The organism is Paenibacillus sp. FSL M8-0334, assembly GCF_038000405.1.
In the GTDB taxonomy this organism is placed as follows: Bacteria; Bacillota; Bacilli; order Paenibacillales; family Paenibacillaceae; genus Paenibacillus_AQ; species Paenibacillus_AQ campinasensis.
Genome location: NZ_JBBOCH010000001.1, coordinates 649475 through 666049 on the forward strand (window position 1 = coordinate 649475; position 16575 = coordinate 666049).

Sequence of the window (16575 nt, forward strand, 5' to 3'; positions counted from 1 at the left end):
TGGAGCGGACGACGGGAATCGAACCCGCGACCCTCGCCTTGGCAAGGCGATGCTCTACCGCTGAGCCACGTCCGCATAATTAATGATTCACATTGTATTCAATACTATTGGAATAAAACTGGTGAGCCATGAAGGACTCGAACCTTCGACACCCTGATTAAAAGTCAGGTGCTCTACCAACTGAGCTAATGGCTCCTATCTGGACGATGTTTCCTGAAGCCTTATATAGACTTAACATCTCTGAAGTTTAATAAAATGGCGGAACTGACGGGATTCGAACCCGCGATCTCCTGCGTGACAGGCAGGCATGTTAGGCCTCTACACCACAGTTCCACGAGGCACTACCGCTTATACGGTAAATTGGTTGCGGGGGCAGGATTTGAACCTACGACCTTCGGGTTATGAGCCCGACGAGCTACCGAACTGCTCCACCCCGCGTCATTAAAAAGGGTAACATATTCACATTGTTATTAAAAGTGGTGGAGGCTGAGGGGATCGAACCCCCGACCCTCTGCTTGTAAGGCAGATGCTCTCCCAGCTGAGCTAAGCCTCCGTGGTGACCCGTAGGGGATTCGAACCCCTGTTACCTCCGTGAAAGGGAGGTGTCTTAACCCCTTGACCAACGGGCCGTATATAAAGTCCGTGCTGGCGGAGAGAGAGGGATTCGAACCCTCGAGACGCTTGTGACGCCTACACGATTTCCAATCGTGCTCCTTCGGCCAACTCGGACACCTCTCCATAGATGGCTCCCCGAACAGGACTCGAACCTGTGACAACTCGATTAACAGTCGAGTGCTCTACCAACTGAGCTATCAGGGAATATTATGTAACGCTTGGCGGCGTCCTACTCTCCCGGGACCCTTCGGTCCAAGTACCATCGGCGCTGGAAGGCTTAACGGTCGTGTTCGGTATGGGTACGCGTGGAACCCTTCCGCTATCGCCACCAAACGAATAATCAGGATTCGGCATCGCCAAATGCCGTAATCAACTGGATTGTAAGCATCACTTGTATCCTTACAACCTAGGCTTGATCACCTGAAAACTAGATACGAAACGATTTGCGTTATTTAGAATCCGTAGCATTCCCCAAAGTACTCCTCCGATGCAAAGCGTATCGCTTCCGAAGTGAGTTTTCCTTTGGAAAACTTGTAGGATAAGCCCTCGACCGATTAGTATTGGTCAGCTCCATGCATTGCTGCACTTCCACCTCCAACCTATCTACCTCGTCGTCTTCAAGGGGTCTTACGAATTGGGAAATCTCATCTTGAGGGGGGCTTCACGCTTAGATGCTTTCAGCGCTTATCCCTTCCGTACGTAGCTACCCAGCCGTGCTCCTGGCGGAACAACTGGTGCACCAGCGGTACGTCCATCCCGGTCCTCTCGTACTAAGGACAGCTCCTCTCAAATTTCCTACGCCCACGACAGATAGGGACCGAACTGTCTCACGACGTTCTGAACCCAGCTCGCGTACCGCTTTAATGGGCGAACAGCCCAACCCTTGGGACCTACTTCAGCCCCAGGATGCGATGAGCCGACATCGAGGTGCCAAACCTCCCCGTCGATGTGGACTCTTGGGGGAGATAAGCCTGTTATCCCCAGGGTAGCTTTTATCCGTTGAGCGATGGCCCTTCCATGCGGTACCACCGGATCACTAAGCCCGACTTTCGTCCCTGCTCGACTTGTTGGTCTCGCAGTCAAGCTCCCTTATGCCTTTGCACTCTTCGAATGATTTCCAACCATTCTGAGGGAACCTTGGGGCGCCTCCGTTACTCTTTAGGAGGCGACCGCCCCAGTCAAACTGCCCACCTGACACGGTCCCTGTACCCGATAAGGGCACCAGGTTAGAACCTAGATACGATCAGGGTGGTATCCCAACGGCGCCTCCACCCAAGCTGGCGCTCAGGTTTCCTAGGCTCCCACCTATCCTGTACAGATCGTACCCAAATTCAATATCAAGCTGCAGTAAAGCTCCATGGGGTCTTTCCGTCTTGTCGCGGGTAACCTGCATCTTCACAGGTATTAAAATTTCACCGGATCTCTCGTTGAGACAGCGCCCAAGTCGTTACGCCATTCGTGCGGGTCAGAATTTACCTGACAAGGAATTTCGCTACCTTAGGACCGTTATAGTTACGGCCGCCGTTTACTGGGGCTTCGGTTCACAGCTTCGGGTTCCCCCTAACCGCTCCCCTTAACCTTCCAGCACCGGGCAGGCGTCAGCCCGTATACTTCGCCTTACGGCTTCGCACAGACCTGTGTTTTTGCTAAACAGTCGCTTGGGCCTTTTCACTGCGGCCCCCTCGGGCTATTCACCCTACCGAGGCACCCCTTCTCCCGAAGTTACGGGGTCATTTTGCCGAGTTCCTTAACGAGAGTTCTTCCGCGCGCCTTAGAATTCTCTTCTCGCCTACCTGTGTCGGTTTGCGGTACGGGCACCTTCACCTGACTAGAGGCTTTTCTTGGCAGTGTGAGATCATGACCTTCGCTACTGTAATTTTCACTCCCCATCACAGCCCAGCCTTAACGATGTGCGGATTTGCCTACACATCAGCCTCACTGCTTGGACGGACATCCATCAGTCCGCGTCACTACCCTCCTGCGTCCCCCCATCGTTCATAACGGTTTATGGTGGTACAGGAATTTCAACCTGTTGTCCTTCGACTACGCCTTTCGGCCTCGCCTTAGGTCCCGACTTACCCTGAGCGGACGAGCCTTCCTCAGGAAACCTTGGGCTTTCGGCGGATCAGATTCTCACTGATCTTTTCGTTACTCATACCGGCATTCTCACTTGTATACGCTCCAGCACTCCTTACGGTACACCTTCAATGCTGTATACAACGCTCCCCTACCCCTGATGCAAGCATCAAGCCATAGCTTCGGTGGTGTGTTTAGCCCCGTTACATTTTCGGCGCAGAGTCACTCGACCAGTGAGCTATTACGCACTCTTTAAATGGTGGCTGCTTCTAAGCCAACATCCTGGTTGTCTGTGCAACTCCACATCCTTTCCCACTTAACACACACTTGGGGACCTTAGCTGATGGTCTGGGCTGTTTCCCTTTTGACAATGGATCTTAGCACTCACTGTCTGACTCCCGGACATAAGTCGATGGCATTCGGAGTTTGACTGAGCTTGGTAACCCTTGCGGGCCCCGCACCCAATCAGTGCTCTACCTCCATGACTCTTTATTCCGAGGCTAGCCCTAAAGCTATTTCGGGGAGAACCAGCTATCTCCGAGTTCGATTGGAATTTCTCCGCTACCCCCACCTCATCCCCGCACTTTTCAACGTACGTGGGTTCGGGCCTCCAGTGCGTGTTACCGCACCTTCACCCTGGACAGGGGTAGATCACACGGTTTCGGGTCTACGCCCACATACTAATATCGCCCTATTCAGACTCGCTTTCGCTGCGGCTACGGCTTCTCGCCTTAACCTTGCATGGGAACGTAACTCGCCGGTTCATTCTACAAAAGGCACGCCATCACCCATTGAACGGGCTCTGACTTCTTGTAAGCACACGGTTTCAGGTTCTATTTCACTCCCCTCCCGGGGTGCTTTTCACCTTTCCCTCACGGTACTGCTTCACTATCGGTCGCTAGGGAGTATTTAGCCTTACCAGATGGTCCTGGCAGATTCATACGGGGTTTCACGTGCCCCGCACTACTCGGGATCCGTCTCGGAGGGTTCACATTTTCGACTACAGGGCTTTTACCTTCTATGGCCGGCCTTTCCAGACCTGTTCAACTAATCTAAACCTTTGTAACTCCATGTGAGACGTCCCACAACCCCGAAGAGCAAGCTCTTCGGTTTAGGCTGTTCCGCGTTCGCTCGCCGCTACTGACGGAATCACTCTTGTTTTCTCTTCCTCCAGGTACTTAGATGTTTCAGTTCCCTGGGTATGCCTCTTCACAACCTATGTATTCAGCTGTGAGTGACTGGTTATTACACCAGCCGGGTTTCCCCATTCGGACATCCCCGGATCAAAGCTTGCTTACAGCTCCCCGAGGCCATTTCGTCGTTCGCCACGTCCTTCATCGGCTCCTAGCGCCTAGGCATCCTCCGTGTGCTCTTAGTAGCTTAACCATTTGCTCCGGTTTTGCGCTCCTCGCTCTGTTGTTCGTTTGTTTCCCTGATTTGGATAAAACCGCTCAGTGGTGGAAACAAACTCCCAAAGGATCGATGATCTCAAAACCTTCGCGTGCTACTTTTTTCTTACTTGGTCATACATATGACACAAGTCAGCTAAAAGGATATTTCTAAAACGCAAATTCGTTTCGTTATCTAGTTTTCAAGGATCAACGCAGTTACAATGCAACTGCTGTTTGAGAGTTGAACTCTCAAAACTGACCAACGAGTGAGTAACAGGCCTAAACCTGATTCGGTTCCTTTGCTTTCGCAAAGGGATCGGCGACCTTTCGGTCAGCCTATTTGAATGCTCTCGTTGCAGAGAGCGATTCTCCATAGAAAGGAGGTGATCCAGCCGCACCTTCCGATACGGCTACCTTGTTACGACTTCACCCCAATCATCTACCCCACCTTCGGCGGCTGGCTCCTTGCGGTTACCCCACCGACTTCGGGTGTTGTAAACTCTCGTGGTGTGACGGGCGGTGTGTACAAGACCCGGGAACGTATTCACCGCGGCATGCTGATCCGCGATTACTAGCAATTCCGACTTCATGCAGGCGAGTTGCAGCCTGCAATCCGAACTGAGACTGGCTTTTTAGGATTGGCTCCACCTCGCGGCTTCGCTTCCCGTTGTACCAGCCATTGTAGTACGTGTGTAGCCCAGGTCATAAGGGGCATGATGATTTGACGTCATCCCCACCTTCCTCCGGTTTGTCACCGGCAGTCACCTTAGAGTGCCCACCATTACGTGCTGGCAACTAAGATCAAGGGTTGCGCTCGTTGCGGGACTTAACCCAACATCTCACGACACGAGCTGACGACAACCATGCACCACCTGTCTCCTCTGTCCCGAAGGAAACCTCTATCTCTAGAGGGGTCAAAGGGATGTCAAGACCTGGTAAGGTTCTTCGCGTTGCTTCGAATTAAACCACATACTCCACTGCTTGTGCGGGTCCCCGTCAATTCCTTTGAGTTTCAGTCTTGCGACCGTACTCCCCAGGCGGAATGCTTAATGTGTTAACTTCGGCACCAAGGGTATCGAAACCCCTAACACCTAGCATTCATCGTTTACGGCGTGGACTACCAGGGTATCTAATCCTGTTTGCTCCCCACGCTTTCGCGCCTCAGCGTCAGTTACAGCCCAGAGAGTCGCCTTCGCCACTGGTGTTCCTCCACATATCTACGCATTTCACCGCTACACGTGGAATTCCACTCTCCTCTTCTGCACTCAAGTTCCCCAGTTTCCAGTGCGTCCCGAAGTTAAGCTCCGGGTTTAAACACCAGACTTAAAGAACCGCCTGCGCGCGCTTTACGCCCAATAATTCCGGACAACGCTTGCCCCCTACGTATTACCGCGGCTGCTGGCACGTAGTTAGCCGGGGCTTTCTTCTCAGGTACCGTCACCCAAAGAGCAGTTACTCTCTCTGGCGTTCTTCCCTGGCAACAGAGCTTTACGATCCGAAAACCTTCATCACTCACGCGGCGTTGCTCCGTCAGACTTTCGTCCATTGCGGAAGATTCCCTACTGCTGCCTCCCGTAGGAGTCTGGGCCGTGTCTCAGTCCCAGTGTGGCCGTTCACCCTCTCAGGTCGGCTACGCATCGTCGCCTTGGTAGGCCATTACCCCACCAACTAGCTAATGCGCCGCAGGCCCATCCTCAAGTGACAGATTGCTCCGCCTTTCCATATTCGGCCATGCAGCCAAATATCCTATCCGGTATTAGCTACCGTTTCCGGTAGTTATCCCAGTCTTGAGGGCAGGTTGCCTACGTGTTACTCACCCGTCCGCCGCTAAATCTCAGGAGTGCAAGCACTCCATCGATTCCGCTCGACTTGCATGTATTAGGCACGCCGCCAGCGTTCGTCCTGAGCCAGGATCAAACTCTCCAATAAAGATCGAACATTTCTGGATTGCTCCAAGAAAGCATTCAACCGATGAGTTTGTAGCTCATTTCAAAACTGACGAGAATTTGTTCAATTCTCTATTCATAACTCCCCGCCGAAGCGGTTCGTTTTACCCACTCGTTGTTCAGTTTTCAAAGATCAACTTCATACCCATCAGCGAATCTCGTTCGCGTCAGCAACTCTTATATCATATCATGTTGTTTTCAATAATGCAAGAGTTTTTTTAGAAGTTTTTTTGAGGCCCGGATAAGAAGAAAGCCGACTGTTTCGCGGTCATTCACTCTCCGTGCTTTCAGCCTTGCAACCACTCGTGTTGCGGCCGGATTTATAATTTACCACAGGTTCTAGCTACATAGCAATACATAATTTTTACCAATTGGTCATTAGCGAATCCTCCACCCCCACACTGTATTCCGCAAGTCTCTCAGATCAGCAGGCAGAACACAAAAACAAGAAAGCCGTTGATTCGGCTTTCTTGCTTTAAGAATCACCTGGGATGAATATTGCAGTTACCTTGGCATTTACCCTTTGATCCAAGGATTTTGACGTTTGGATTTTGCAGGCTGTGGTTTACGTGATTTGGTTGAAGATTTAGCTTTTGTAGAGCTTTGGCGATGACGATGCACTTTGGCCTGAGCTTCGCTTCCAGCCGCTGGTGCCGCCTCCGCATCGATCTCTCTTTGCTCGGTCTCTGACCCGGAATCCACTCCACTCGCTGCCGCATTAATATCCGCTGAAGCTGGTGTCTCCTGTACGGTTGCATCCTCTTGCCCCGTTATCGCTTCTCGGTCATATTCGAATGGCATCCCAAATCCGGCATATGCCCCAGGCTGTTCGAAACTACCATAGCCACCAGGTTGACCATAAGGGCCAAAGGTGCCCAACGGTGAAGCGGCTCCCGGTATTCCAGGAACTCCTGCTGAAGGATGTCCGTAGTTCCATCCCCCATGCTGCCCGTACCCAGTATAGTCATGACCGTATGAAGGATGGGTCGTTGTAAAAGCCGGGAATGGCTGAGTATAGGCCGGAGCCACCGAGCCACCGCCACAGCCGCATGGAGATGCCGGTGCTGCCGCAGCAGGCGAATATCCCTGATGTGCAGGTTGATGATGATGATGGAATGAATGGCCGGCGTCTTTGCCTGTGTAAGACTCCGTGATGGAGATCGGCGCATACTCCACATTTCCAGCTAATCCAGGATAACCCCATTCCTGACCGTGCTGTACAGGAACTGCTTCTTGCGGGAAGGCGTAATAAGGGTGCACCGCTTTGCCTTGCTCGTGTCCATGATGATGATGGTGTTGATGTTGGTGTTGGCCATGTACTTTTCCCTCACCGCAGCCGCAAGGTCCTTCGCCGAGGCCATAGTAAATCGGCTGGTGAATGACTTCTTGCTGGAAGCAATCTGGTTGAGGCATGAAATGCATCGGCATTGCCTCTACTGGTGGACAAGGAGCCGGCTTATGAGGCATCGGCATCGGTCCAGGTACGTGATGAATAGGCGCCTCTTGATAAGGCTTCTTCTCTTGAATGGGCTGAGGGAGCGGCACCGGGTATGTCTTTTTAACCTCGATTTCCTCCATCTCGAACTTCTCCACCTTGATCGGCATAACCGGCAGTTTCGGCAATTCTGGCATTTTCGGGAGCTCCGGCATCTTTGGCATCTCCGGTTTTACAGGCACTGGGGCAGGTGCCGGCAGTGGCGCAGGCATTTCCGGAACGGCCGGCTGCTCGGAAATCGGTTGGGTCAACTCTGCTTTCGGTCCTGTATAATCCTTGGATCCCGGCATGATTTTGCTCGGAGCATTCCCCGCTCCCGCGGCAGCTGATTCACTGCCTCCACTATATACGCCTGAGGAAGGGATATTCACCACTTCGCCTACCAGCAGAGCATTCGGATTTTTCAGCTGCGGGTTCGCATCAATCATTTCCTTCAGAGTGACACCCCATGCCTTGGACAGTTTCCACAACGTGTCGCCCTGCTTGACCGTATGCTTATGGATAATGGGCTGGCTGCCGCCAGGAACCGGCACAGGCTCTGTCGGTACCTTGATCTTCGCGCCGACATCGAGTTTGTTGGGATCAACCAGCTGCGGGTTCGCATCAATCAGTTTGGCTAACGGAACGTTGTATTTTTGAGACAGCTCATAAAGAGATTCGCCTTCCTTGACGATGTGTATCTTCACGCCGCTAAAACCTCCTACACTCTTCTAGGCGTCATAATTTCGCCTGCTTTCGTTACTACATCCTATGCAGCAAGTAGGCGAATGACATCCCTCAAGGCAAAAAAAATCCTTTCATCGACATGAAAGGATTGGTGAGTGTAGCAATTTGTTGGTCTCATCGGCACGCTGCCAGATCAGGCCTCCCAAACTTTGTATCCGTCTTGATCCACAATTTTGCGGAACTCTTCCAGGAGCTTGAGTGTGATCGGGCCCGCTTGTCCTTGGCCAATCGTGCGGCCGTCGATTTCGCGTGCAGCGATGACCTCCGCAGCTGTCCCTGTGAAAAATACCTCATCCGCAATGTACACATCATGCATGCTGAACGGCTCTTCCTTGAGCGGAATGTCCAATTTCGCACACAGCTCGATAATGGCCTGGCGGGTAATCCCTTCCAGAGCACCAAGGTAGCACGGAGGCGTGGTAACAACCCCATTTTTGACAATAAAGATATTGTCTCCGGATCCCTCCGTTACATACCCCTGCGCATTCATCATGATCGCCTCATCGGCGCCTGCAAAATTGGACTGGATCTTAACCAGAATGTTGTTCAGATAGTTCAAGGACTTAATCTTCGGATTGAGCGCATCCGGGATATTGCGGCGCTGGGCGACCGAGACAGCTTTCAGCCCATTCCTGTACGCTTCCTCCGAATAAATCGCCAGCTGTTCAACAATAATGAGAACCGTAGGCTTAGGGCAGCGGCGGGGATCCAGCCCCAGATTGCCCGGGCCGCGAGACACGATCAGGCGAATATAACCATTGCGCATGTCATTGCGGCGGATCGTCTCTGCCATCGCTTCAAGCAGCTCATCATATTCCATCGGAATGACAAGATCTATCGATTTCGCGGAGTCGTACAGCCGATCCAGATGCTCTTTACATTTGAAAATGTTGCCGTTGTAAATCCGGATCCCTTCAAAAATCCCGTCTCCGTACAAAAAACCGTGATCGAATACCGACACTTTTGCATTCTCTTTAGTAACAAATTCGCCATCTAAAAAGATCCATTGCTCCGACATTAACTATACCTCCATATTATTTGCTCTCATACGCATAACCAGGGTACGAACCCAGCACGCGAACCAGGCATCCCAAGGCTTCGATCTCGCCCATCGCAGCCGTGAGCAGCACCGAATCCGCTTCGGCCATCACATCGATGTAGAAATAATAATTTCCGAGCCGCTTCTTCGTCGGACGCGATTCGATCCGCGACAAATTCAGCCTCCGCCACGCAAACGCCGACAGCACCTGATGCAGCGCACCCGGTACATCCTCCGGCAAAGTCACCAGGATGCTTGTTTTCACATGCTCCGGGGCACGGGGAATCCGGATCGGCTCACGACCGATCAGCACGAATCGGGTGAAGTTATTGTCATGATCGGTGATTCTCTCAGCCAAAACATCCAGCCCATGCGTCTTCGCACCGAGCGCCGTGCCGATCGCCGCCCAGCCTTTGCCAGGGTTCTCCTTGACAATTTTGACGCCCTCCGAGGTGCTTCCAGCCTGCTCCAGTTCCGCTTGAGGAGCCGCAGCGGCAAGAAACTGTCTGCACTGCGCGGTAGCCACTTGGTGCGACCATATCTTTGTAATTTTGCTAAAATCCATACTTCGATCAGCCGCCTGAAACTCCGAAGCATTGCCGATCAGATTCTGAATGGACGGATACACCCACTCTACCTGCATCGGCATATCCACTTCGTTAACCAGCCAATCCATATGAAGGCTGACCGAACCTTCAATCGTGTTCTCAATCGGAATAACGCTGTAATCGGTCTTTCCTTCAACGGTCGCCATAAACACATCCGAGATCAGTTTGAAATGAACGAACTCTGCAGGCTCGCCATTCAGAAGGTAGAGTACCGCTTCATGCGATACGGATCCGGAGGGCAGTAAAGCTATTTTTTTCATGCCGTAATTTCCCCTCTAATCATCTCCATAAAAGTTCGGTCTGACTTATCGCCCAATACCTGCACTCCTTCGGCAACTGGACTTAACTGTAAGCAGGAGACGGTGATACCTTCCGCTTCCATGGTCTCTACTAAGTATACACGCAATTGCTCGATTCGAGCATCGCGATTGTCAACGAATGCAATCATCGTCGGCCCTGCACCGCTCAGCGCAACGCCCAGGGCCCCCTGCTTCTGCGCCTCCTCCAAAATTTTGGACATGCCAGGCACAAGCGGCGCCCGGTAAGGCTGATGAATCCGGTCCTTCATAGCTTCCCGCAGCAAATCCAGCCTTCCTGCCGAGAGGGCAGCAGTCAATAAGGATGACCGACTAATATTATATACAGCATCCTCCAGTTTGACCTGGGCGGGAAGCGCCTCTCTCGCCTTGGTCGTCGAAAGCTGAAAATCGGGAATCACGACCAGCGTTTCCAGATGGGCAGGCGGCGCGATCCGTACATAATCGGCATGCGTCCCGTCCCAGGCTGCGGCCACAATGCCGCCGAACAGGGAAGCGCCCACGTTGTCGGGATGCTTCTCCAGCGCCGTCGCCATATGAAACAGCTTCGCATCCGGCAGCGGAGAACCGATCAGCGCATTAGCTGCAGCAAGCGCCCCGACGATTGCCGAAGCGCTGCTCCCTAGACCGCGTGTAAGCGGAATATCGGAATACATCGAGATTTCAAGATCAGGCACGGATACGCCGGCCTCTTGAAACACCATTTGGCTTACCTTGTATATCAAGTTGCTTTTGTCCTGGGGAAGCCCCTCCATCTGGTCTCCGTGCAAATGAAACACCGTACGGTCGGAAGGCCGCAGCTCTAACCACGAATAAAGCGGCAGTGCCATTCCGAGCGTATCGAATCCCGGACCCAAATTGGCCGTGCTGGCCGGCACCTTCACCCGGACAACCTGGGACAAGCTCATACCCGTGCCGCCCCTTCAATCTTGGAAATCGCGTCCATAACGGCCGATTCTGTATCCGATACGACCAGCGACTCGGCATTGACGGTGGAGATGGCGATGTTCGGATCTTTCAAGCCGTGTCCCGTGAGAACGGAGACTACGGTCTCTCCTCCCTTGAAATAGCCCTCGCGTTTCATTTTATACACACCCGCAATCGATGCCGCAGATCCCGGTTCCGCAAATATTCCTTCGCGAGAAGCGATCTTGCGGTACGCTTCAAGGATTTCTTCATCCGTCACATAGTTGATTTGCCCGCCGGATTCCTCCGCAGCGGCCACCGCTGTCTTCCAGCTCGCCGGATTTCCGATTCGGATCGCCGTTGCGACCGTCTCCGGATTCGGAATCGGCTCGCCTTTCACGATTGCCATCGCGCCTTCCGCTTCAAACCCGAGCATTCTTGGCAGAGACGAAGCCTTGCCTGCTGCATGGTATTCCTTGAAACCTTTCCAGTATGCCGAGATGTTGCCGGCGTTCCCGACCGGAATAGCCAGTACATCCGGAGCTTTGCCAAGCTGGTCCACCACTTCAAAAGCCGCCGTCTTCTGTCCTTCAATGCGATACGGGTTGACCGAATTCACAAGTGTAATCGGATGCTTCGCCGTAATCTCCCGTACAATTTCAAGCGCCCGATCGAAATTGCCTTCGATGGCAATCACTTTAGCACCATAGATTATCGCCTGGGCAAGCTTGCCAAGCGCAATATTGTTGTTCGGGATAATGACGATACAGCTCAGTCCCGCACGAGCCGCATAAGCAGCAGCAGCGGCGGAAGTGTTGCCCGTCGAAGCGCACATAATGGTGCGGCTGCCTTCCTCCACCGCTTTGGCAACGGCCATCACCATCCCGCGGTCTTTGAAAGAGCCGGTCGGATTGAGACCTTCATATTTGAAATACAGGTCAATTCCGAGCTCTTCGGAGAGATTCTCAGCGCGGATGAGCGGCGTATTCCCTTCATGCAAAGACAGAAGCGGCGTCTTTTCGGTAATGGGCAAATAAGTTTGATAGGTTTTAAGCAATCCTTGATACGACATCAGTCAAAACTCCTTTTTCCATAAATATAATATCCCGCTGCTATGCAAGCCCTGGGTTAACCTTCTACACGATAAACGCTTTTGATACGCTTGATAACATCCAGTCCTTCAAAATGATTCAGCACCGCATCCATGCTTGCCTTGCTAGCGCTATGTGTAACGATGATAATCTCTGCATCCGGATTATGCTCGTTCGGCTGCTGTACGACCGATTCCAGGCTGACACCGTATTCGGCAAATACTTGCGTAATCTGCGCAAGCACACCGGCTTTGTCATCCACATGCAGCAGAATGAAGTTTTTGTACAAAATCTGCTCGTCGCTTTTCAGCTTTTTCGGCTTGTAAGGCACGATGGCCTTCAGCCCGTTCACGCCCAGCTTCAAGTTCTTGATCACCGCTACCAGGTCAGCCACGACCGAGGTCGCCGTCGGCATCTCGCCGGCCCCGGCGCCGTAAAACATCGTTTCGCCTACCGCTTCCCCATATACATACACCGCATTAAACACCCCGTTCACCGAGGCAATCGGGTGTCCCTTGCGGACCATCGTCGGCTGTACCGTAATGCTGAACTCGTCATCCTGACGCTCGGCAATGCCGAGCAGCTTCATCTCATACCCGAGGCGCTTGGCGTAGGAGATATCCTCCTTGGATACTTGGGAGATGCCTTTTACCGTGACATCCGAAAGCTCTACGTTCGTCCGGAACCCGAGGGTGCCGAGGATGGCCATTTTCCGTGCCGCATCGAGTCCTTCCACGTCCGACGTCGGATCAGCCTCCGCATATCCGAGCTGCTGAGCCTCTGCCAGTACATCTTCATAGGAAGCCCCTTCCTGGCTCATTTTGGTCAGAATGAAGTTGGTCGTCCCGTTTACAATACCCATAATTTTCGTAATCCGATCGGAAGAAAAGCCTTCAATCAGCGTCCGGATAATCGGTATCCCGCCGGCCACGCTGGCTTCATAGAACACATCGCATTGCTTCTCCTGCGCTTTAGCCAAAATCTCCGCACCATGAAGCGCCATCAGGTCTTTGTTCGCAGTCACGATATGCTTGCCGCGGTCGAGCGCCTCCAGAATGTACGCCTTCGTGTCATCGATCCCGCCCATGACTTCGACAATGACGTCGATTTCCGGGTCACGGATCACCTCCCACGGATTTTCGGTCAGCTTACTCTGATCGACCTGAATGCTCCGGTATTTCTCCATATGCTTCACAGCAATTCGCTCTATCGATATCGGGGAGCCGACCTGACTGCTCAGATCATCCTGATGTCCCTCCACAATGCGGACAACCCCAGTTCCTACTGTTCCTAATCCCAAAAGTCCCACCTTAACAGGCTTCATAACGTTTACCCCTCCTGTATCCCATCACATCATCTTATTGTATCTGCTTTATCCCTGGCCAATCATCTGTACCTTCTTAACACCGGCCACTCGCCGCAATCCATCCAGGAGATCGTCCAGCTCTTCGTTCAGCCGGGACACTTCCACTGAAATGACGACATTGGCAATGCCTTGCAACGGAATGCTCTGATGAATGGTCAGCACATTCCCGCCTTCGCCTGCAACGAGGCCCAGCACCTCTGACAACATGCCAGAGCGATGCTCCATGTCCATGGAGATCGTGACAATCTCATCTCGCTCCAATTGATTGATCGGATGAATCCCGTCTTTATACTTGTAAAAAGCACTGCGACTTAGTCCGACCTGCTCAACGGCCTCGTGCACCGTCCTCACATCACCGGAAGCCAGCAGCTTCTTCACCTGCATCGTCTTCACTACAGCTTCAGGTAAAATATCCTCACGGACCAGATAATAGCGCTCCTTCACAAACGTCCTCTCCTCAAAGACTATTGTTTTCGTATAGTGGACATTATACTGGATATGCTCGGCCAGGGCAATACATAAATGTCGTTTTTTCGTTCATCTTGACTCACATAACTAGCGTCAGATCGAGCTCACCATTGTAACGTTAACGAACAAGCAGATAATAAGCGACCCGGCTCTGAAGCCGCTTAGCTGATGGGCCAGGCCTGTAATCAGAATTGAAATGTGCCTTACCTTTCCCGTACTGCCTTTTCTCACCTACGCAAAAAGCCGCCAAGCCTGTTGTCATCCACAGACCTGGCGGCATATCGCCCCAGCACATGCTGCTACTGCTTAATAATAACTGCTTCCTTCCACGAACTCGAACTCGAAATCGCCGATTCGGACAAGCGTACCATCTGTTGCTCCGCGCTTGCGCAGCTCCTCGTCCACTCCCATATGCCGAAGCGTACGGGCGAGCTTCAAAATCGCATCATGCGAGTTCATCTGCATCCGCTTCAGCATCCGCTCAATCCGCTCGCTGTGGACAACATATGTTTCATTATCCCGCGTAATGGTGAAGGCGTTGTCCTCCTGTTTCTTGAACTTGTACACCTTCCGGTCGGACGTTTCCGCCACCTCTTCAATCGCCGGCTCTTCCGGAATGCTCTCCAGCAGATCCATTGTACGGTACAGCAGCTCCTGAATCCCTTCACGCGTCAGGGAGGAAATCGGCACCACCTCGATATCCGGGCGAACCTCTTTCAGCTTTTCCCGGAAAACAGCCAGATTGTCGGCTGCTTCAGGCATATCGATTTTGTTAGCCGCCACAATCTGCGGACGCTCCATCAGCGCCGGATTGTACAGCCGGATCTCATCATTGATCTTCACCCAGTCCTCGAACGGGTCCCGCCCCTCGGTTCCTGCAATATCCACCACATGAATGATGACCCGTGTCCGCTCCACATGACGGAGGAACTCATGCCCGAGTCCCACGCCTTCATGCGCGCCTTCGATCAGTCCAGGCAGATCGGCCATTACGAAGTTGCGACTGTCTCCGACCTCCACCATTCCGAGGTTAGGCGTAATCGTCGTGAAATGATAGGCGCCAATCTTCGGCTGAGCCGCTGAAACCACCGACAGCAGCGTCGATTTGCCTACGCTCGGGAACCCGACAAGCCCGACATCCGCCATGACCTTCAGTTCCATGGTCACATAGCGCTCTTCGCCTTCTTCCCCGTTCTCGGCAAGCTCAGGAGCCGGGTTGTTCGGCGTTGCGAACCGGATATTTCCTCGTCCGCCGCGACCGCCGCGGGCCACAACGACCTCCTGACCGTGGCGGGTCAGGTCTCCGATCACCTCGCCGGTATCATCATCGATGAGCACCGTACCCGGCGGTATGCGTACGACCATATTATCCGCATTGGCGCCATGCTGGCTTTTATTCCGTCCCTTCTCCCCGCGCTTGGCTTTAAAATGCTTCTGGTAACGGAAATCCATCAGCGTTCTGAGCCCTTCGTCCACACGGAAAATAACGTCTCCGCCCTTGCCGCCGTCTCCGCCGGCAGGACCGCCTTCCGGCACATACTTCTCACGGCGAAACGCAATAAGGCCGTCTCCGCCGTCTCCACCTTTTACATATACCTTCGCTTTATCTACAAACATGAACATTCACCTTCCTCAAGTTGCAAACGGTAACCGCAAGCGATACGAGGCCTCTTCCGGATGCGTCTGCTCCACCCGGATACCTTGACCCTCCAAGGACTCCTCAATTTGAAGCTTCAAACGATGCGGATTGTCAAAAGGGCCATCCCCTTCAAAAATCAGCGCCAGCTCATGCTCCTGCTGCATAAATGTAATCGTGAGCAGCCGGTCTTCTCCTCTTGCAGATTTCTCTCCCTGCTGGAACGCATTCACCGTACGAATGACAGCCTCGGTTAAATTGTCCGCCATCGCCGGGGTTAAACGATCCAGCTGGATATGGTCCACAATTTCAACCTCAAGCTGCAGACTATGGTTAAGCGTTCTGTACGAGTGTAAATAAAAAACCAACGAGGGAATTCCCAGCTTGGACAGCTTGCTGTCCTGCTGCATCCGCTCCTTTATTCTTTCCACACACTGTACCGATTTATCATGCTTCCCCAGTCGAATATAGCCATATAAAATTTGCAATTCATTCATCCAGTCATGCCGATGGTGATTCAGCATCTGTATCGCCGTCTGCTCAACCTGCCATACGGCAGCCTGCTGTCTGCGTTCGCCAAGCTTGCGAGCGCTCCAGGCGGATGCGATTGAGGCAGCCGCAGCCCAAGCTATGCATACCACTCCCGCTGTTAATGACGGCTTCCAAACCATCCAAGCTACAGGGATTACAGACGTTAAACCGGCTCCGACCGCGATCCATTTCAAGGATTTCATCGCCTCTCCTCGTCTTTCAACAGCAATTGGTTACATTCACCAAGTCCAAGTATATCACAGTCCGTAAAGCGCGTTCATCCCTACGCCAGCATTTTTCCCGATTCTACAAAAAAGAAGCCCCGGCACGATGCCGAAAGGCTTCTTCTGTAAGCAATATTCAA

Annotated in this window: 9 protein-coding genes, 8 tRNA genes and 3 rRNA genes; all 20 read right to left on the reverse strand. The window is 52.7% G+C overall.

Going from position 1 to position 16575, the window contains the following annotated elements; all coding sequences use genetic code 11:
- The 20 genes from MKX64_RS02870 to MKX64_RS02965 all read right to left on the reverse strand — a co-directional run bounded on the left by MKX64_RS02870 (position 1) and on the right by MKX64_RS02965 (position 16414).
- Positions 1-75 (reverse strand) — tRNA-Gly (locus MKX64_RS02870).
- A 44-nt stretch (positions 76-119) separates the two neighbouring features.
- Positions 120-195: transfer RNA gene (locus tag MKX64_RS02875), tRNA-Lys, on the reverse strand.
- A gap of 61 nt (positions 196-256) precedes the next feature.
- Positions 257-333: transfer RNA gene (locus MKX64_RS02880), tRNA-Asp, on the reverse strand.
- 28 nt (positions 334-361) lie between these two features.
- Positions 362-438, reverse strand: a tRNA-Met gene (locus MKX64_RS02885).
- A 39-nt stretch (positions 439-477) separates the two neighbouring features.
- Positions 478-553: transfer RNA gene (locus MKX64_RS02890), tRNA-Val, on the reverse strand.
- A gap of 1 nt (position 554) precedes the next feature.
- Positions 555-629: transfer RNA gene (locus MKX64_RS02895), tRNA-Glu, on the reverse strand.
- Between the two features lie 17 nt (positions 630-646).
- Positions 647-738: transfer RNA gene (locus MKX64_RS02900), tRNA-Ser, on the reverse strand.
- Positions 739-743: 5 nt separating this feature from the next.
- Positions 744-819, reverse strand: a tRNA-Asn gene (locus MKX64_RS02905).
- Positions 820-831: 12 nt separating this feature from the next.
- Positions 832-948: ribosomal RNA gene (gene rrf, locus MKX64_RS02910) — 5S ribosomal RNA — on the reverse strand.
- A gap of 201 nt (positions 949-1149) precedes the next feature.
- Positions 1150-4077, reverse strand: a 23S ribosomal RNA gene (locus MKX64_RS02915).
- Positions 4078-4458: 381 nt separating this feature from the next.
- A 16S ribosomal RNA gene (locus tag MKX64_RS02920) occupies positions 4459-6011 on the reverse strand.
- The 16S, 23S and 5S rRNA genes sit together here with 8 tRNA genes alongside, the layout of an rRNA operon.
- A gap of 533 nt (positions 6012-6544) precedes the next feature.
- Positions 6545-8209 (reverse strand): LysM peptidoglycan-binding domain-containing protein, encoded by a 1665-nt coding sequence (locus MKX64_RS02925; protein WP_095399276.1) that lies wholly within the window; start codon positions 8207-8209, stop codon positions 6545-6547.
- 173 nt (positions 8210-8382) lie between these two features.
- On the reverse strand, positions 8383-9267 hold the full coding sequence (gene ilvE / locus MKX64_RS02930) for a branched-chain-amino-acid transaminase (RefSeq protein ID WP_155618607.1): 885 nt from the start codon (positions 9265-9267) through the stop codon (positions 8383-8385).
- A 16-nt stretch (positions 9268-9283) separates the two neighbouring features.
- A complete protein-coding gene (pheA, locus tag MKX64_RS02935; RefSeq protein ID WP_341035303.1) occupies positions 9284-10156 on the reverse strand; it encodes a prephenate dehydratase in 873 nt (290 codons plus the stop codon).
- Positions 10153-11121, reverse strand: a complete 969-nt coding sequence (gene thrB / locus MKX64_RS02940; protein WP_095399274.1) for a homoserine kinase — start codon at positions 11119-11121, stop codon at positions 10153-10155. Before thrB ends, pheA begins: the two co-directional genes overlap by 4 nt.
- Entirely contained in the window at positions 11118-12191 is a 1074-nt protein-coding gene (thrC, locus tag MKX64_RS02945) for a threonine synthase (protein WP_095399273.1), read from the reverse strand. Before thrC ends, thrB begins: the two co-directional genes overlap by 4 nt.
- Before the next feature lie 56 nt (positions 12192-12247).
- A complete protein-coding gene (locus MKX64_RS02950; protein WP_095267805.1) occupies positions 12248-13534 on the reverse strand; it encodes a homoserine dehydrogenase in 1287 nt (428 codons plus the stop codon).
- 48 nt (positions 13535-13582) lie between these two features.
- Complete coding sequence (locus MKX64_RS02955; protein ID WP_095267804.1) at positions 13583-14020, reverse strand: ACT domain-containing protein; 438 nt, start codon at positions 14018-14020, stop codon at positions 13583-13585.
- 330 nt (positions 14021-14350) lie between these two features.
- Complete coding sequence (obgE, locus tag MKX64_RS02960) at positions 14351-15661, reverse strand: GTPase ObgE (protein ID WP_155618604.1); 1311 nt, start codon at positions 15659-15661, stop codon at positions 14351-14353.
- A gap of 15 nt (positions 15662-15676) precedes the next feature.
- Entirely contained in the window at positions 15677-16414 is a 738-nt protein-coding gene (locus MKX64_RS02965; RefSeq protein WP_095399267.1) for a Spo0B domain-containing protein, read from the reverse strand.
- Positions 16415-16575 lie beyond the last annotated feature (161 nt).

Coding starts and splice junctions, on each gene's coding strand:
- ilvE (WP_155618607.1), bottom strand. CDS start 9,267: ATGTCGGAGCAATGGATCTTTTTAGATGGCGAATTTGTTACTAAAGAG.
- pheA (WP_341035303.1), bottom strand. CDS start 10,156: ATGAAAAAAATAGCTTTACTGCCCTCCGGATCCGTATCGCATGAAGCG.
- thrB (WP_095399274.1), bottom strand. CDS start 11,121: ATGAGCTTGTCCCAGGTTGTCCGGGTGAAGGTGCCGGCCAGCACGGCC.
- thrC (WP_095399273.1), bottom strand. CDS start 12,191: ATGTCGTATCAAGGATTGCTTAAAACCTATCAAACTTATTTGCCCATT.
- MKX64_RS02950 (WP_095267805.1), bottom strand. CDS start 13,534: ATGAAGCCTGTTAAGGTGGGACTTTTGGGATTAGGAACAGTAGGAACT.
- obgE (WP_155618604.1), bottom strand. CDS start 15,661: ATGTTTGTAGATAAAGCGAAGGTATATGTAAAAGGTGGAGACGGCGGA.
- MKX64_RS02965 (WP_095399267.1), bottom strand. CDS start 16,414: ATGAAATCCTTGAAATGGATCGCGGTCGGAGCCGGTTTAACGTCTGTA.